19 protein-coding genes are annotated in these 17,289 nt (G+C 44.7%); 13 read left to right on the top strand and 6 right to left on the bottom strand.

Annotated features, from left to right (window positions below; translation table 11 throughout):
- Positions 1-33: 33 nt before the first annotated feature.
- From TW81_RS06165 to TW81_RS06175, 3 genes are all read right to left on the bottom strand, one after another.
- Positions 34-603, bottom strand: a complete 570-nt coding sequence (locus tag TW81_RS06165; protein ID WP_045954831.1) for a YceI family protein — start codon at positions 601-603, stop codon at positions 34-36.
- Positions 600-1,139 (bottom strand): cytochrome b, encoded by a 540-nt coding sequence (locus tag TW81_RS06170; RefSeq protein WP_045954832.1) that lies wholly within the window; start codon positions 1,137-1,139, stop codon positions 600-602. Before TW81_RS06170 ends, TW81_RS06165 begins: the two co-directional genes overlap by 4 nt.
- A 153-nt stretch (positions 1,140-1,292) precedes the next feature.
- On the bottom strand, positions 1,293-1,541 hold the full coding sequence (locus TW81_RS06175) for a DUF2164 domain-containing protein (RefSeq protein WP_045954833.1): 249 nt from the start codon (positions 1,539-1,541) through the stop codon (positions 1,293-1,295).
- 102 nt (positions 1,542-1,643) lie between these two features.
- Here TW81_RS06175 and TW81_RS06180 point away from each other — a divergent pair, with 102 nt between their 5' ends.
- From TW81_RS06180 to dcuC, 4 genes are all read left to right on the top strand, one after another.
- The gene (locus TW81_RS06180) at positions 1,644-2,279 is read left to right on the top strand and encodes a hypothetical protein (protein ID WP_045954834.1); all 636 of its coding nucleotides are present in this window, start codon (positions 1,644-1,646) and stop codon (positions 2,277-2,279) included.
- 76 nt (positions 2,280-2,355) lie between these two features.
- On the top strand, positions 2,356-3,144 hold the full coding sequence (locus TW81_RS06185; protein ID WP_045954835.1) for a lipase family protein: 789 nt from the start codon (positions 2,356-2,358) through the stop codon (positions 3,142-3,144).
- 186 nt (positions 3,145-3,330) lie between these two features.
- Positions 3,331-4,116: an EAL domain-containing protein gene (locus TW81_RS06190; protein ID WP_045954836.1), complete on the top strand. Its 786-nt coding sequence runs from the start codon at positions 3,331-3,333 to the stop codon at positions 4,114-4,116.
- A gap of 311 nt (positions 4,117-4,427) precedes the next feature.
- Positions 4,428-5,795 carry an anaerobic C4-dicarboxylate transporter DcuC gene (gene dcuC, locus TW81_RS06195; protein WP_045954837.1) on the top strand — a complete coding sequence of 456 codons (1,368 nt, stop codon included), beginning with the start codon at positions 4,428-4,430 and terminating at the stop codon, positions 5,793-5,795.
- A gap of 51 nt (positions 5,796-5,846) precedes the next feature.
- Here the strand turns inward: dcuC and TW81_RS06200 are convergent, their stop codons facing one another.
- Positions 5,847-6,479 (bottom strand): response regulator, encoded by a 633-nt coding sequence (locus TW81_RS06200; RefSeq protein WP_045954838.1) that lies wholly within the window; start codon positions 6,477-6,479, stop codon positions 5,847-5,849.
- Positions 6,466-8,199 (bottom strand): nitrate/nitrite two-component system sensor histidine kinase NarQ, encoded by a 1,734-nt coding sequence (gene narQ, locus TW81_RS06205; protein ID WP_045954839.1) that lies wholly within the window; start codon positions 8,197-8,199, stop codon positions 6,466-6,468. Before narQ ends, TW81_RS06200 begins: the two co-directional genes overlap by 14 nt.
- 244 nt (positions 8,200-8,443) lie before the next feature.
- Here narQ and napF point away from each other — a divergent pair, with 244 nt between their 5' ends.
- The 9 genes from napF to TW81_RS06245 all read left to right on the top strand — a co-directional run bounded on the left by napF (position 8,444) and on the right by TW81_RS06245 (position 15,648).
- Positions 8,444-8,926, top strand: a complete 483-nt coding sequence (gene napF / locus TW81_RS06210; protein ID WP_045954840.1) for a ferredoxin-type protein NapF — start codon at positions 8,444-8,446, stop codon at positions 8,924-8,926.
- Between the two features lie 14 nt (positions 8,927-8,940).
- Entirely contained in the window at positions 8,941-9,255 is a 315-nt protein-coding gene (locus TW81_RS06215; protein WP_045954841.1) for a chaperone NapD, read from the top strand.
- Positions 9,252-11,741 carry a periplasmic nitrate reductase subunit alpha gene (gene napA, locus TW81_RS06220; protein WP_045954842.1) on the top strand — a complete coding sequence of 830 codons (2,490 nt, stop codon included), beginning with the start codon at positions 9,252-9,254 and terminating at the stop codon, positions 11,739-11,741. The genes TW81_RS06215 and napA overlap by 4 nt, the downstream gene beginning before the upstream one ends.
- A gap of 72 nt (positions 11,742-11,813) precedes the next feature.
- Positions 11,814-12,269: a nitrate reductase cytochrome c-type subunit gene (locus TW81_RS06225; RefSeq protein ID WP_045954843.1), complete on the top strand. Its 456-nt coding sequence runs from the start codon at positions 11,814-11,816 to the stop codon at positions 12,267-12,269.
- A 27-nt stretch (positions 12,270-12,296) separates the two neighbouring features.
- A complete protein-coding gene (locus tag TW81_RS06230; RefSeq protein ID WP_045954844.1) occupies positions 12,297-12,875 on the top strand; it encodes a NapC/NirT family cytochrome c in 579 nt (192 codons plus the stop codon).
- A gap of 10 nt (positions 12,876-12,885) precedes the next feature.
- Positions 12,886-13,023, top strand: coding sequence for a TIGR02808 family protein (locus TW81_RS18925; RefSeq protein ID WP_071209960.1), 138 nt, complete (start codon positions 12,886-12,888; stop codon positions 13,021-13,023).
- 236 nt (positions 13,024-13,259) lie between these two features.
- Positions 13,260-14,015 carry a 5-oxoprolinase subunit PxpA gene (locus TW81_RS06235; protein ID WP_045954845.1) on the top strand — a complete coding sequence of 252 codons (756 nt, stop codon included), beginning with the start codon at positions 13,260-13,262 and terminating at the stop codon, positions 14,013-14,015.
- Positions 14,012-14,719, top strand: a complete 708-nt coding sequence (locus TW81_RS06240; RefSeq protein ID WP_045954846.1) for a 5-oxoprolinase subunit B family protein — start codon at positions 14,012-14,014, stop codon at positions 14,717-14,719. Before TW81_RS06235 ends, TW81_RS06240 begins: the two co-directional genes overlap by 4 nt.
- Positions 14,716-15,648: a 5-oxoprolinase subunit C family protein gene (locus tag TW81_RS06245; protein WP_045954847.1), complete on the top strand. Its 933-nt coding sequence runs from the start codon at positions 14,716-14,718 to the stop codon at positions 15,646-15,648. Before TW81_RS06240 ends, TW81_RS06245 begins: the two co-directional genes overlap by 4 nt.
- Positions 15,649-15,671: 23 nt before the next feature.
- Here the strand turns inward: TW81_RS06245 and TW81_RS06250 are convergent, their stop codons facing one another.
- On the bottom strand, positions 15,672-17,114 hold the full coding sequence (locus TW81_RS06250) for an FAD-dependent oxidoreductase (protein ID WP_045954848.1): 1,443 nt from the start codon (positions 17,112-17,114) through the stop codon (positions 15,672-15,674).
- Positions 17,115-17,289: the final 175 nt, after the last annotated feature.

The following is a 17,289-nucleotide window of genomic DNA, read 5'->3' on the forward strand; positions in this document are numbered from 1 at the left end:
TATTCTGGGGGCTAATTACTACTTAATCGTTGATTACTTCTTAATGCCTTCTACATGAAGTTCCATGTCGACATAACTAGAAGTACCCATAACGGCGATATTGAAATCCGCTAACTCTAGGCGTGTCGTACCGTAGAAACCTGCACGCTGACCACCCCATGGGTCTTGACCAGCACCGACAAACGTTGCATCGATGGTAATCGGCTTAGTCACGCCGTGAAGGTTAAGATCACCATTGACTTCAAGTTTGCCTTCACCTTTATCAACAACACTAGTACTGGTAAATGTTGCTTTTGGATACTTAGACGCATCAATAAAGTCGCTGCTGCGGATGTGCTTATCACGTTCAGCTTGGTTTGAATCCAAGCTGGTTGTATCTACATTGACCATCACTTTAGAAGCCGAAACGTTAGCTGGGTCGTAAGAAAATTCGCCATCAAAAGTGTTAAAACGACCTTTAATAAAGCTGTATCCTAGGTGGCTCACTTTAAAGTTAACTGAAGCATGAGCACCTTTAGTATCGATCATGTAATCCGCCGCGCTTGCACCAAATGGTAATGCCATTACCATTGCTAGTCCTGTAGCAAATAACGTTTTTTTCATTTTGAAGCTCCTATCATTTTGCGTAGCGTGTTGTCTTTGTTAATAAAATGGTGTTTTAAAGCGGCAACCGCGTGGGCTGCTGCAATCAATATCAGAGACCAGGCCGCGTAGTAATGTACCTGACCTGAAATATCAGCTTGGTTTTCAAATAGAGCGCCCAAACCAGGGACGGTAAACCAGTTGAAAACATCAATTCCTCGCCCATCTTCCGTAGAGATAAGATATCCCGACATAAATAGCGTTAGCATTATGATGTACATAACTAAATGCGCGATCTTAGCGCCAATAACTTCATAAGCCGCGCCTTCGATTTTAGGTGACGCAGTCACTAGCTTCCAAACGAATCTGAATAGTGTAAGACCTGCCAGTAATAGCCCTATCGATTTATGCCAATGTGGCGCAGTGCGATACCATTCACTGTAGTAAGACAAATCAACCATCCATAACCCTACAGCAAACAAGCCAACAATGACTAAAGCTGAAAGCCAGTGAACAGCTCGCGTCACTAGATTGTAGCTTTTAACTTCTGAATTCATCTGCCCATCCTAAAATGTTAATGACTCTTGTTTTGATTAAGAGTACTGAGTTCAGCCTATCTGCAACAGATTATTTACCATTCTTTACATAAGTGAAACGTGTGTACATTGAATGAGTCGTTCGAAAATTTTGAAGGAACTTTGTTATGATTATTAGAACGGATTATCTTGTTCTATTTCATAAATTTCATCTGCAATATCAATGATTTTCCTTTGGATTATTGATTGCGCATCAAACAGGCCTTTGTTGTAAAAAGCAGGGCCAAAATGACTTATAATGAAGTCAAAAAGAAAGTCCGCATCAAATTGACCGAACTCTATATCGAGCTCATTTTCAATATAGTGCTGTAGCGCGCTGGACATCACTTGCTTTTGTTGTGATGTAAATTCAATCTTAGACATAAACCCCTCACTCCCTTCTGTTTTTGTCGAATAAGTGTAACGAAAGTTGTCTGGCGCATGGTAGTCTAGTGTCGCATATTGACCATTATGGAGAGATGGATCTTGTTATTGGATGTGCTGGTTCAAAGCGTTAATGAATTTCAGGCTGACTGTATGGTCTTGTGCGAGAAGCACTACCCGACCATTCATAATAGAGGAATGAGTGAACATCATCTCGGTCTCGCATTTGCTAGGCGCCTGTCGCGCACATTAACTGAGTTCGGTCATGATTACGATTATCAACCTCTAGACTGTAACCCCAACACCGATTTACCGCATCACTACCGTGTTAGTTCCGAAATCGGCACAGTTTGGGTGCTCACCTCTCATCTAGTTAGTGCAGGACCATCTTGTCGTAAAAAGCTATTCAGAACGATTTCTCAATGGCAAGAAGAGTATGGCTATGCAATTCAACCTAATGATTTACTGCTTCTACTTACCGATCACTGGATAACACGCAACAAGCAAAGCCGTGAACTTTTGCATTGGTGGACAGGTCGTCTTCCCGACGAAATTGACGAGTATCGACTGCAAGGAATCACGCTGTACGAAAGCGAATCTTTGCTCGCCCAGTCACTTGAACAACACTTTAATGTCAGCCCATACTTCGTCAAGTTTACCCATCCATTAAAACGCGCGACGGATAAACAAATGGTACGTAAATACATCCAGCTCTACTCTGTCATTCAATTAAGTTAGTTGGACAATACTGTCATATCACCTTCATTGTTGTGGCTGATACTTTTTTGAGTATCGTGTCGAATAAGTGAAAAGAGTGAAGACATTAAAACGTTATCAATATGAAAGGTATGCGGTACTGTGTAATCTTGCCTATCAACCTACCCTACGTCAGACTCAATATGGATTTTCACCACGCGGTCAACGTGTGATCTCAAATCGCTTCGGCCAGCCCATGATTCGTGTTCTATGGCATGTAGACAAAGAAGAAGCGATTGTGGTGATCAAAGGCTCCCACAATCTTTATGATTGGCTGTTAAATTTGGCATTGTGGCAGAAAGATTGTCGAGACTACCAATTGCCATACGCCATTCACGCCGGATACGCGTATTTGCTGCGCCAAGAAAGCTCGCCGACGCGAAATCAAGACACGCTCGGTATTAGCGTCATTGATAAGCTGTTTGAAACCTTGCGCTATCTGGTCGCTATCGGTAAGCGAATAACTTTTACTGGTCATTCCTCAGGGGGAGCATTAGGCTGTGTGCTCGCCGATAAACTCGAACGTGAAAGCCCCAAAAGTATCAAGAGAGTGGTCACGTTTGGCCAACCTGCGATCGGTGGTTACGCTTTTCATCGTCACTACTGTCTGTCACATAAGACTTATCGTATCTGCTGTGATTTGGACATAGTCACCTTCTTGCCCCCCCTACCACTTCTTTATATGCATGTAGGTAAAATGCTCTGGTTGTACAATGGGAAAATACACGAAAACACCCCAACTTGGCGCCGGTTAGCACTGTCTTTGTTTTCTTGGATTGTTCGGCCATTTTCCTATCATCTGATGTCAAAATACATTCGTAATAAAGACTTTTTTGATGAGAGATAGCGCGACATAAACGATTATTGACACATATCACTATAAATCTCATTGTTATTATTTAAATTTGAGCCAGCTTCTAAACTTTAGAGTTAGATTAGCAGTCAGGATTGACACTATCACGTCATTGTCAATATTATGCCAGTAGTTTGCACTACTCCGTGCGGAAAAGACGTTTAGAGGTTATTGATAGGTATGATCCTGGTCACTGAGCAACAGTTTGTGGATTGCCTTTCGTTTAATGACGAGAATCAATATATTGGTAAATACAAGAACTTAACACTTTCAAGTGTCTATCAGCCAATTTTTGACTCTATGCATACCATCATTGGCTTCGAAGCGCTGGTTCGTATTCACGACGAAGATTCAGGTGCGATTCGCCCAGATCAATTTTTTCATAATGAGAGCATCAATTTTGATGATAAAATCAATGTCGAACGTATTAGCAGAGCGCTGCATATTCGTAATTTTTCTCGCTCTCAATATAGCCATCTGAAGTTGTTTCTCAATGTCTTACCCTCCGCTGGCGAGTATTTTGCGTTGGAGAACATCAGTTCTAGCTTACTCAACCAACGCTTAAAAGCCATCGGCTTGGATAACTCTCAGTTAGTGATGGAGGTTGTTGAATTAGACGCATCCAATGAGGACAATCTTAAACTTGCTATGCATCGATTGTCTGAGTTTGGTTTTAACGTTGCTATCGATGATTTTGGCGTGAATGCTTCAAACCGCACCAGAGCGGAGCAGTTGCAACCTGATTTCATTAAGTTTGATCGATCTTTGCTCTTATCCTACATGTCGGGCGATCGCTCCCCACTTGTGTCAGGGATTCAACTAGCCAAAAGGCTTGGCGCAAAAGTCGTTGTCGAAGGAATAGAAACTAAGCAGCAGCTATCCGCGATGCGTACTTTAGGCGTTGATCACCTGCAAGGTTACTTTTTAGCTATGCCTGAACCACTGGCGTCGGTTTTCGACAACTAAAGCTTTGTTTACAAGGCTTTTCTCGCTGTGTACGCTCTAATGAGTCCAAATGTCTCGTCAGTTATAAACCTCAGCCAATAGCATTATTTTCTTTAGTAAACCTATCCAAACATGCTTCATTTAGCATCATTATCATCTACCCAATTATTAATCTACCGTAGATTACGCCATTAAAATTTATTTCAATAATTTATTGCCCTAGATCATCAGAAGTTCATATAGAACTCGTGCTACAGCCCCCCCTTAGGTACATTCTCTGTCAAGATTTGAAACACTTTGTTTATATTTTTATATGACTTGAGGGGACTTCAATGTTGGAACTCTTAATCGGCCTATTCGTCACCGTTGCGGTAGGCTACTTTATTGTTAAAGGCTATAAACCGGCAGGCGTGTTACTCACCGCGGGCGTACTGCTACTCATTTTAACCGGCTTAATTGGGCACGCTGTATTACCAAGCAAAATTGCTTCGACAGGCAACATATTTACTGATTCACTTGAGTACGTTAAGTACATGCTCCAGTATCGTGGCGGTGGTCTTGGTATGCAGATCATGTTGCTATGTGGCTTTGCTTCCTACATGACACATATTGGTGCTAACAATGTCGTTGTAAAACAGTTTTCAAAACCACTGTCGTTTATTAAATCTCCTTACGTGCTGTTGGTTGCGGCCTATATTGTGGCTTGTTTGATGTCGCTAGCAGTCAGTTCAGCTACAGGTCTCGGTGTACTCTTGATGGCTACCCTATTCCCAATGATGACAGCGATGGGGATTTCACGCCCAGCTGCGGTTGCGGTATGTGCTTCTCCAGCTGCAATCATATTGTCGCCAACGTCTGGTGATGTCGTTATTGCAGCTGAGAAATCCGGGCTTGCGCTCGATGTTTTTGCTGTGCAAACCGTATTGCCTGTGTCTATCTGTGCCATCATAGTGATGTCTGCGGCGGCCTATTTCTGGAATAGATACCTAGATAAAAAAGACAATTCACCGATGGAACGAGTGGACGTGTCGGAAATGGAAGTCAATGCGCCAGCTTTCTACGCAATATTGCCTTTCCTGCCCATTTTCGGGGTGTTCCTTTTTAATGGCCGTACCATACCTGGCTTAGAGCTCGATATTTATACCATTGTCGTCCTTTCTATCTTTGTCGGTGCATTAGTTAACTTTGCCGTACAGCGCTTTGACGGTAAGAAAACCTTGGAAGATTTAGAGTCTTGCTATGAAGGCATGGCTGATGCCTTTAAGGGCGTTGTCATGCTCTTAGTCGCGGCAGGCGTGTTTGCTCAGGGCCTGATGTCGATTGGTGCAATTGACAACCTACTCCACCTTGCTGAAACTGCGGGGGCTGGCGGCATCGCACTGATGTTTATCCTTACGGGTTTAACGGTTGCTGCAGCAATTGCGACGGGTTCAGGTAACGCGCCATTCTATGCGTTTGTCGAGCTCGCTCCTTCGTTGGCGGCGAAAATGGGCCTAAACCCAGCATTTTTGATTATTCCTATGTTGCAAGCCTCCAATTTAGGTCGTACGATTTCTCCAGTTTCTGGTGTTATTGTCGCAACATCAGGTATGGCAAATATCAGCCCATTTGAAGTGGTAAAACGTACCTCTGTACCGGTATTGTGTGGTTTAGCAACGGTGATTATCGGCACGCTAATACTGGTTCCAATGTCAGCCTGACACACGAAAAGGGCGCTCACATCGAGCGCCCTTGCTAATCGAAACAAGTCTCTACTTGCTATCACCATACCGTTCTAGGTACAGAATAGTCGCCGCTGTGCGCGAAGGTACTTGAAGTTTCTTCAACAAGCTCTTCATATGCACTTTTACGGTTGATTCAGAAATAAACAGCGTATCGGCGATCTGCTTGTTTCTAAATCCCTTAGCCACCTCTTTTAAGATCTGTAGCTCTCGGTCAGTCAAGTCCTCAAATACAGAGTGGCTATTCTCGTGTTCTAGTAAGTACCTCGCCACTTCTCTACTGTATGACTTATTTCCTTGCAGAGAGGACTTTAATAAGCCAATCAACTCATCAGGCTCAGTATCTTTAAGCAAGTAACCATCTGCCCCTGCCTTGACGATTGCTTCAATATCAGCAGGACTGTCTGATACCGTCAAAATAACTATGGTCGCATCACACTCATCAGCACGAAGCGCATTGAGGGTATCGAGCCCCGACATGCCTTTCATATTGAGATCAAGCAAGATTAGATCGGGGTTGTGCTCATGGTTTTGGGCTACCGCTTCTGTTCCGTTGCTCGCCTCAGCAACGACATTAAATTCATCTTCTAAACTCAGCAATTGATTGATGCCACGACGCATCAACGGATGGTCATCGACCAATAACACTCTACACTCTGTCAATGTTTGAATCCTTTAGTTTCGGGTACTCTAAATGAACTGCACAGCCTTGATTCGGGACACCCGTAATTGTCAATTCGCCATTTAGTCTTGCAGCACGCTCTTGCATAATCGTTAATCCATAGTGGTTTGCTCGTGCCGTGGTAGAATCAAATCCTATACCATCATCATGCACCGCTACCTTAATGTGAGTATCACTCTCATTGCACTCTATGGTGATTGTTTTGGCATTTGCATGTTTAATCGCGTTGATCGTTGCTTCGCGAATTAATTGTAGCAAATGCACCTGTTGGTTAGTGTCTAGCTCGATTGAAGAGAGCTCATTGGTCAGTGTGATCACGGCATTTGTTTGCTCTGAAAGCTGCTCTGTCATCATTTGTAATGCGGAGCCAAAACTGCCCTCTTTAATCGACAATCTAAACGTCGTCAAAAGTTCTCGCAATTGTGTGTAGGCCGCTGACAAACCCGTATCAAGTTCTGCTAGTACTGGCGTCGCTTGCTCTAGCTCGGCTGACAGTGGCACTTTCTTTACCTGCCTCTTTAAGATCGACACCTGAATTTTTAGATATGACAGCGCTTGCGCCAAAGAATCATGCAGCTCACGCGCAATGGTTGTGCGCTCTTCCATCACTAATAACTGTTCAGCTTGTCTTTGAGCCTGATTGTAATATACCGCCCGCGATAAGATTTGCACAAAGTTGTCGAGTAGAGCTTGATCAGGCCCCTGACGCGATGCTTTCCAATACAGAGTCCCCAACTCCACCCCATCAAGCGTCAAAGACTTGCTTTGGCACAGGTCGGTACACGTTTGGCACCCACTGCCTTCAGTGAGGAGTATCGGTCGCTCACCAGGTTCATTGATTTCGAGACGCGCCGACGATATCCCTTCTAAGCTGGCAATATGCTTTAAAATAGCCGAGAAATTCTCTGGAGTAATACGAGATGCGGTTAGCTCTTGCGAAGATTGATACAACACCCGTAGTGAATCATTTGCGTGTTGAAGTTTTTGTGTTTTCTCGTCCACTGCTTTTTCAAGCCCGCGATATAAATTACCAAGATCTCGCGCCATATCATTAAACGCTTTCGACAAGATGCCCATTTCGTTATCGCTGCTGATATCAAGCGATATATCAAACGATCTCGACTGTATTCGTTCACTTGCACTAACCAGCGCATTCAGCGGCTTAACTATGTGTTTACGTGAATAGTGAACAATGAATATGCTTATGAGGAGCACGCCACCAAGCCCGAGTCCACCAACCCAAGCGAGCGAAATCAGCTTTTTCTCTGAGTAATCTTGGAGCTTAAAAACGAAAGAATCGATTTGGTTAACAAACCCTGCCACCAGCAATAAATAATCCTGACGGCTGTCACTTTTCAATACCATCTTCAGTTCATGCCAACGCATGATCAGTTGATAGTAGTCGTGGGTAATATCTTTCGGCACTTCCCAATTTTGCAGTGCTTTCATGGAATCAGAATAAATAGAACGTTCAAACTGAACTATATGGTTTGAGAAATCACTCGAGTGAGACTGAATATCATGGGCAAGTCGGTAGCTCTGCATCCTCATCGAACCCGCAACATTGACTGCTTCAGCATCGTTTAAACTGGAAGCGAGGGTAAAAATTGCAAAGCCAGTTGTTGTCACCGAAAGTAACAAGATACACACCATGGCTTTGGCTACTGTCGTTGTAACCGACTTTTTCACATTCTTTAACACGTGAACGCTGCTGCCTTGATTCGCGAATAACAGATTAGAAGCTAAGCTTATAATTATTTGGATTAATAATATGTGATCACTTACGCGTAAGTTTATTGATCTAAAACAACTTTGCCCCCCAATTACCCCCTTGTAGGTATTTATACAACTATGTCAAAAACTACAATTTATGTGAGGACTAATGACAAGTTATGAACAGAAAATTAATCGTAGAAGCAATGGCTAACAATCTTGGGAACAGGAAGTGGTAGATCTCTCGAAAAGACGTCTTTTTGCAAAACAAAGGATGAATGATTCATCTGCCCGACTGCCGTGGCTTGTAAGTAATGCCAATTTCACCGACTTATGTACACGGTGTGGTAAATGCAGCGAAGCATGTGAAACCCAGATTGTAATTAAAGGCGATGGCGGTTTTCCTCAAGTTGATTTTACACAAGGTGAATGCACATTCTGCTATCAATGTGCAGATGTCTGTCCCGAACCGTTGTTTAAAGAAAAGAATGAATTGCCGTGGGATGCGAAGGCGTCAATTCAAGATAGCTGTTTAGCGAAGCAAAATGTCGAATGCCGAAGCTGTGGAGAAATGTGTGACACCAACGCAATTAAATTCAAACTAGAGATCGGCAAAGTCGCACAACCGAATATAGACGTTGATGAATGTACAGGTTGCGGAGCTTGTGTTGCCGTGTGTCCTTCTTCATCAATCAATGTGAGCAATTTAGTTTAATACGGAAACAGTTTATGTCGCTCAATGAAGTGCACATTTCAAGTTTGGTCGTACATTGTACCCCTCACCACTTGGATGAAGTGAAAACGCAGATTGAACAGTTTGATAACGCCGAAATCTATGGCGAAAGCCCAGAGGGCAAAATCGTCGTGGTGTTAGAGACTGAGAATCAAGGGTTTATCACGGATACAATCGAGACTATCAACAACCTGCCAAACGTGTTGAGTACAGCTCTGGTGTATCACCAAATAGAAACTGGGCTTGACGAAAACGATTCAAAAAATAACAACACTGGAACTCAATATTCCCAAACCGAGGGTGAAGTATGAAGATGACAAGACGAGCGTTTGTTAAGGCAAACGCAGCAGCATCAGCGGCAGCAGTTGCGGGCATCACCCTGCCTGCGTCTGCAACCAATCTGATCGCGAGCTCAGATCAAACTAAGATTACATGGGACAAAGCGCCTTGTCGTTTCTGTGGTACAGGTTGTTCGGTCCTTGTGGGAACGCAAAACGGCAAAGTCGTTGCGACTCAAGGTGACCCAGAAGCGCCTGTAAACAAAGGTCTGAACTGTATCAAAGGCTACTTCCTTTCTAAAATCATGTATGGCCAAGACCGTTTGACTCAACCGTTGCTACGAATGAAGGATGGAAAGTTCGATAAAGACGGTGACTTCACACCGGTTTCTTGGGATGTTGCATTTGACACGATGGCGGATAAATGGAAAGCCGCGCTTAAAAAACAAGGGCCTTCGGGTGTTGGCATGTTCGGTTCCGGTCAGTGGACGGTAATGGAAGGTTACGCGGCCGCTAAGATGATGAAAGCGGGTTTCCGATCGAATAACATTGACCCGAATGCACGACACTGTATGGCGTCAGCGGTAGTGGGTTTCATGCGTACTTTTGGTATCGATGAGCCTATGGGTTGTTACGATGATTTCGAAAACGCAGACTCATTCGTACTTTGGGGCTCGAACATGGCGGAGATGCACCCAGTACTTTGGACTCGTATCACTGATCGCCGTTTGAGCCACCCTCACGTTAAGGTAAATGTTCTCTCTACATACTACCATCGCTCTTTTGAACTGGCTGACGAAGGTTACATTTTTGAACCTCAAACTGACCTTGCGATCGCAAACTTTATTGCTAACTACATCATCGAAAACGACGCGGTTAACTGGGACTTTGTCAACAAACACACCAACTTTAAACAAGCTGTGACTGACATTGGTTACGGATTGCGTGACGATGACCCACTGCAAAAAGCGGCAACCAACCCGAACTCTGGCGACATGTCTTCGATCTCATTTGAAGAATACAAAAAATCAGTTGCGCCATACACCGTTGAAAAAGCGTCCGAAATGTCAGGCGTATCGCAAGATAAGCTGATCGCACTGGCTAAACAATATGCGGATCCAAACACCAAAGTAATGTCTCTTTGGACTATGGGTATGAACCAACATACTCGTGGCGTTTGGATGAACAGCTTAATCTACAATATCCACTTGCTAACCGGTAAAATTGCCACTCCGGGCAACAGCCCGTTCTCGTTGACAGGCCAACCGTCGGCGTGTGGTACAGCGCGTGAAGTCGGCACTTTCGCGCACCGCTTACCTGCAGACATGGTTGTGGCAAATCCTAAACACCGTAAAGTTGCGGAAGGTATTTGGAACATTCCTGACGGGGTTATCCCACCAAAACCGGGTTACCATGCCGTTTTACAAGACCGTATGCTAAAAGATGGCAAGCTCAATGCTTACTGGGTCATGTGTAACAACAACATGCAAGCGGGTCCAAACATCAACGGCGAACGCTTACCTGGCTACCGTAACCCTGACAACTTTATCGTCTGCTCTGACCCATACCCAACCGCGACAGCTCAAGCAGCGGATCTTATTCTACCTACCGCAATGTGGATAGAAAAAGAAGGTGCGTACGGCAACGCAGAACGCCGTACTCAGGCTTGGTATCAACAAGTAGAAACCGTTGGTGAAGCGAAGTCAGATTTATGGCAAGTGATGGAATTCAGTAAACGCTTCAAGATGGAAGAAGTATGGACTGAAGAACAACTCGCAAAAGCGCCCCAGTACCGCGGAAAAACCATGTATGACATGTTGTTCGCCAACGGTGTAATCAACAAGTTCCCAATTGAAGAAGCGCGCGAACTTAACGATGACGCCCATCACTTCGGCTACTACGTGCAAAAAGGTCTGTTCGAAGAGTACGCCGCATTCGGCCGTGGTCATGGTCATGATTTAGCTCCTTACGACCGTTACCACGAAGTTCGCGGTTTGCGTTGGCCAGTTGTCGACGGCAAAGAAACTCTATGGCGCTACAAAGAAGGCACTGATCCATACGCTAAAGCAGGTAGTGGTTGGGACTTCTATGGTAAACCAGATGGTAAAGCACTGATTATTTCTGCGCCTTATGAAGCGCCACCAGAGTCACCCGATTCTGAGTACGATATGTGGCTATGTACTGGTCGTGTCCTTGAACACTGGCACACAGGTACCATGACTCGTCGTGTACCGGAGCTTTATAAAGCGGTGCCTGATGCCGTGGTTTACATGCATCCTGCTGACGCACAAGCACGTGGAGTACGCCGCGGAGAAGAAGTTCTGATTCAGAATAAGCGCGGTGAAGTTCGAGTTCGTGTAGAAACTCGTGGTCGCAACCGACCGCCTGAAGGTTTGGTTTTTGTACCGTTCTTTGACGCACGCATTCTAATTAACAAGCTGATCTTAGACGCAACCGATCCATTGTCGAAACAAACAGACTTTAAAAAGTGTCCGGTTAAGATCACTAAGATCGCTTAATTATGAGTGCTCTGACTGCCCTGCTTTGGGCAGTCAGAATCAAGAATTTAGCCATTAGGCGGAGAATGAAGAATGAAAAAATTTTTAATTGCACTGTTATCTGTGGGTGCGCTTTTGAGTGGCGCGGCAGTCGCTGAACTGGAGAATCCCGGTGGTATTGGCGGATTGGAATCTCTACGTGGCAATAGTGAACTCGAAGCAACACGCCCAGCGGACGAGTTCAAAGATTTTCCTAAAGACCAGATTGTTGCAAGTAGCTATGTCTATCAACCACCTTTGATACCTCATAGCATTCGTAACTATGAAGTCTCTTTAAACGCAAATAAGTGTTTGGCTTGCCACAGCTGGAAGAACTCCAAAGAATCTGGCGCAACTAAGATTAGTGTTACTCACTATGTAAACCGCGAAGATGCCGTTTTAGCTGACGTTTCTCCTCGTCGTTACTTCTGTTTGCAATGTCACGTTCCACAGACAGACGCAAAGCCATTGGTAAAAAACGAGTTCGAGTCTGTTGATTCACTTCAATAGTGGCACGGCACTACTAAGAGGTTATTTATGAAAATACTTAAAGTGTTTTGGACGAGACTGAAAAGCCCGAGTAAAGCCGCCGCTGGTGTTGTATTGTTCCTTGGGTTCGCTGGCGGTCTTCTATTTTGGGGCGCTTTCAACACAGGTATGGAAGCGACCAATACTGAAGAGTTCTGCTCCGGTTGTCACGCCCCCATTGTCGCTGAAATTCAAGAGACAATACACTACTCGAACCGTTCAGGCGTACGTGCGATTTGTTCTGATTGTCATGTTCCTCATGAGTGGACAGACAAAATTGTTCGAAAAGTTCAGGCATCAAAAGAGTTATTTGCCCACTTTGTAACAAAAACGATCGATACGCCAGAAAAATTCCAGGAGCGTCGTGCTCACCTTGCAGAACGTGAATGGGCGAGGATGAAGAACAACGACTCGCTGGAATGTCGTAACTGCCACCAGTTTGATTATATGGACTACTCACAGCAAGGTAGTCGTGCATCTGCTCAGCACTCAACAGCGCTCGCGTCTGGTGAAAAGACCTGTGTAGATTGCCACAAAGGTATCGCCCATAAGTTACCAAACATGCATGGTGTAGAAGGCTGGCAATAGGAGGTCAGACATGAGTACTTTAGAATCTGTTATCTGGCACGTCCTCGGCTATGGAGCCATGCCATTTATCATCTTATCCGGCTTTGCGGTGGTCGCTGCGATTTCAGTATGGATACTGTCACTAGGAAAAGACAAAGAGATAGAATGATCAAATAGTTCAAGAAGCGTAACGAAATCAACGCGCTCTTAACTTAGTTGCCATCAAAAGCCATCTATGAATCATTAGGTGGCTTTTGATTTTGATAAGCACTTAACTAGTAGTCGTAGAGATCACAATCGGCAGACTTCTTTTCCAACATTCACTAAACCATGAGTTTGCTCGCTGTTTGGTCTAAGATTATAAAATATCTTACTAAATGAGATATTTAGGGAGTCTATTCATCCATGGAAAAACGTTCGATCAGTCTTAATTGTGATATGGGAGAAAGCTTTGGCGCTTGGAAAATGGGCAATGATGCCCTAGTTATGCCTTACGTTCATATGGCAAATATCGCGTGTGGATTCCACGCATCAGATCCTCAAGTCATGAATGAAACGATCAAGCTTGCGATCAAGCACGACGTTAAAGTTGGAGCACATCCTAGCTATCCAGATCTTCAGGGGTTTGGACGTAGGAGTATGTCGCTCAGCCCTGACGAAATTACCAACATGCTTATCTACCAAGTTGGGGCGATTAAAGGCCTTTGTGATAGCCACAATAAGGACCTGAGTTATGTGAAGCCACATGGTGCGCTCTACAATGATATGTTGAAAGAGTTATCTATTTTTGAGGCTGTGGTAGATGCGGTCGCAAGTTTCGGCTTACCCCTGATGACTCTCGCAGTGCCAGACACTCAACCCTACTTAGATGTTGCAGATCGGTATGATGTACCATTGCTGTTTGAAGCGTTTGCAGACAGAAGTTACCAAGGGAACGGATTTTTAGCATCACGCGATCAAGCCAACGCAGTACTCACCCAACAAGTAGATATTTTAAATCAGGTACTTCAGATCTCGCGTTATGGAAAAGTGCGTACTATTGATGGATTTTCAATATCGCTTGAAGCAGACACAATCTGCGTTCATGGTGACAATCCAGAAGGCATAATGCTCATAAAACAAATCAGAGAGCTGCTTGATAAGGAGACTCGCTCCCAATGAATATAGAGACCTCCATAGACCCAGTCGCCGAGTGTTCGATATTAATTCGATTCCATTGCCAGCCCAACGATCACCTTTCATGGGTTATTGGTGAAATCAGTCATTATCTGAGTAATCAATTGGGTTCTTGGGTAATGAATGTCACGCCGTCTTTTGACTCGATTCTTGTCGATTATCTTCCACATCGCATCTCGATTTTTGAATTTGTCCCTTACCTAGAAAAACTCGTCACTCAAGCTTTGGTCAACATGCCAGAAGCACATGTTCCAGAAGTGATTGAATTGCCAGTTTATTATGATCTTTCTGTGGGGCCGGATTTACAGCAATATCTCGATTCTGGTCTCTCTTACGAGCAAGTAGTGGCGACGCACACTCAGACCGAGTACACCGTCGGCGCAATAGGCTTTTCTGCAGGTTTTGCCTTTCTTACCGATGTGGACCAATCCATTCGCCGTCCACGTAAAACGACACCAAGAGTCTCAGTCCCCAAAGGCAGTGTTGCAATCGCGAATAACCAAACCGCCGTCTACCCAAGCGAAACTCCAGGAGGTTGGAACATCATTGGCAATTGTCCAGTCGAACTCTACCATCCCACCGAAGCCAAGCTTTTACCATTTAGTATTGGAACAAAAGTGCGCTTTTTAGCGATTGATCGCGACAGATTTATTGAGTTAGGCGGCGTGATAAGTGAGGGATGGCAATGAAAGTACCACAGCATATAGAGGTGATAAAACCAGGCCAACAAACCTTGATTCAAGACTTTGGTCGTTTTGGTCTCGCTCATTTCGGTATCGCTCAGGGCGGCCCCGTTGATGATTACGCGTATAGTTGGGCAAACCATCTACTAGGTAATACCGTTAATTGCCCTACCTTAGAAATTACGCTCGGCCAAGCTGAGTTTTTAATCCACTACCCATGTCAGTTAGCGATAGCTGGTGGCGACTTGAACGCAAAGCTTGATGGCAAGCCGTTAGACAACTGGTCAACATTTCACGCAGATATTGGTCAAACACTCACCTTTGGCCTACCAAGTAATGGGCTTAGAGCTTATCTCGCGATTAAGGGCGGTTTTCTAATACCGCAACAATTGGGGAGTGTCGCCACCGTCGAAAGAGATCAATTGGGCGGATTAGGTAAAGGACTGTCACTGCAAACTGGGGACACCTTGTCTTTTGAGCAACACCCGGTTTCTCACAAACCGTTGCAGATGACTTTCAGGTATAAACCGGATTACGATCTGCCGATAGAACTGAGGGTTATTGAAGGCTATCAAGTCGAAGATTTTTCACGGGATGCTGTCGCTTCGCTGTATTCACAGGAGTTTGAAGTCAGTCAATTGGTCAATCGAATGGGGTATAGACTCTCGGGCTCACGCGTCCAAGCACCACAAAAAGAATATTTAAGTGAAGGAATTGCACTAGGATCGATACAAGTAACGCCGCGCGGTGAACCGATTGTGCTGCTCAACGACAGGCAAACCATCGGCGGCTACCCAAAAATTGGCTGTGTTGCGAGAATTGACCTTCCTCGCTTAGCACAAGCGAAACCTGGCCAGAAAGTGCGGTTTGTTCGTGGAGACCTGCTTGGCCTGCAAGACGCCTGGGGACAGTGGGCACGATTTTTTGGTTATTAGGGCGACATCATCGCCCTCAATACTCAAATCGTACCGTAATATTTTGCTAACTGCTGTGGATAGTTTCTTTCCAACGCAAGTTCGCAAGCCTTTTCCTCAACATTTTTGGCATTTAAACTCATGCTCACCGGATGAAGCGACTCAATGTTCGCGTCTTGGTAGTCAAAGAGTTGCCATTCTCGAACCAGCTTCATTGCTGCTTCTAACGCTGATGACCCCTTTACAACTTCCACTCTCGCATAGTGCGCGCCCTCAAAGGTAACATCGGCGGCGCGTAGAGTATCGTCTCTACCAGGGATTTGCTGGGCCCCGAACAATGGCGTGCCATATTCCATTGCTTGTTGATAATGAGGAATAAAACGCGCCATATGGCTAATGGCCTTGCGGCTGCGCTGGACAATGACATCTTCGCTCCAACCGTGTTGGATCTTACTTTTTAAACGAATCGGCAAATGTGGTTGTGAGGAAGATTCGTTAGACGCGACTAATCCGTCTTCGAACAAAGTAATGTCCTTGGTCATCCCGTGTAATTGAAATACCCCATCTGGGTAGGGTGTTAACTGGGCCATGCCATTGGGTGTTCCCCTAGGCCCATGGAAGATGACTTCTGGCCAAAGCTCACGACACTCTTGCCATTTGGTAACGTACGCTGCTTTGAACTCGACTAAACGTTCACGGGGCTTGTTTGCCAAGTCATCAATTGAACCAGTCTCATAACCACAGGCGTTAACCAAATAATCAAACTGATATATTTGCGCGTGATTATCTTGACCCACACACTCAATAAACCAACCGTCTGGATGTTCTTCAACGCCAACCACTTGGGTATTGGTCAGTACGGTACAATTAGCAATGCTATCCAATACCAATGTTGCTGAAGCGGCGATGCGGAATACACTCCAACCATGCTCCTCAACCGCAACAACCGGAAACTTAAGCGCGTCTAAATCGGTGTACTTAGCAAACGGAATCATCCAATCATCTAGCTTGGACGGAAGTTGAGGTTGTTCGGACTCTTTCAGCGCTTCTAAATCTTCACGGCTGTAAAATTTATAATAATCTTTAGGTTCACCCAGCACTTTATTACTCGGATCGTTTTCGACCAGTTCAGCATAACAAGCTTGGATCGTAATCAGCCTTTCATATAACTCTTCAGGGCTACCACCATCGCTATAAGGCACGGCGATCACTGTCGGTCGACGGTTAATCGTCTGTGGATAAAGGCGTGCAGTATCAATCGACTGCTTGAGTAATTCGATACATTGCTCTGTAGAAATTTCTCTGTATAAATTTCCACCAGCATGCAAATGACAGATTGGTGGCCCGCTGACCAGTCCAGGCCCTTTCTCGATTAAATGAACATCGAGTCCCAATTCGGCCATGTGTACTGCGGCGGTTGCCCCTGCAATTCCACCGCCGATAATTGCGACTTTTGATGTGCTGTGTGTGTGGTTCTTCGATTGCATCTATGCGGCTAATTCATTCATTCTGTGTGCATTTTACTGGTAATACCCCATTATTAAAATCACAAATTTTTCATGGAGAAATTATGACGTTTTTTCGAAAAAAAATGAAAAAAACTGCTTGACTAAAAAATAGTGATGTTGGGAATAATCATCTTTGTGAATAACAAATCTTTGC

Source organism: Vibrio galatheae, from assembly GCF_000967545.1.
GTDB lineage: Bacteria > Pseudomonadota > Gammaproteobacteria > Enterobacterales > Vibrionaceae > Vibrio > Vibrio galatheae.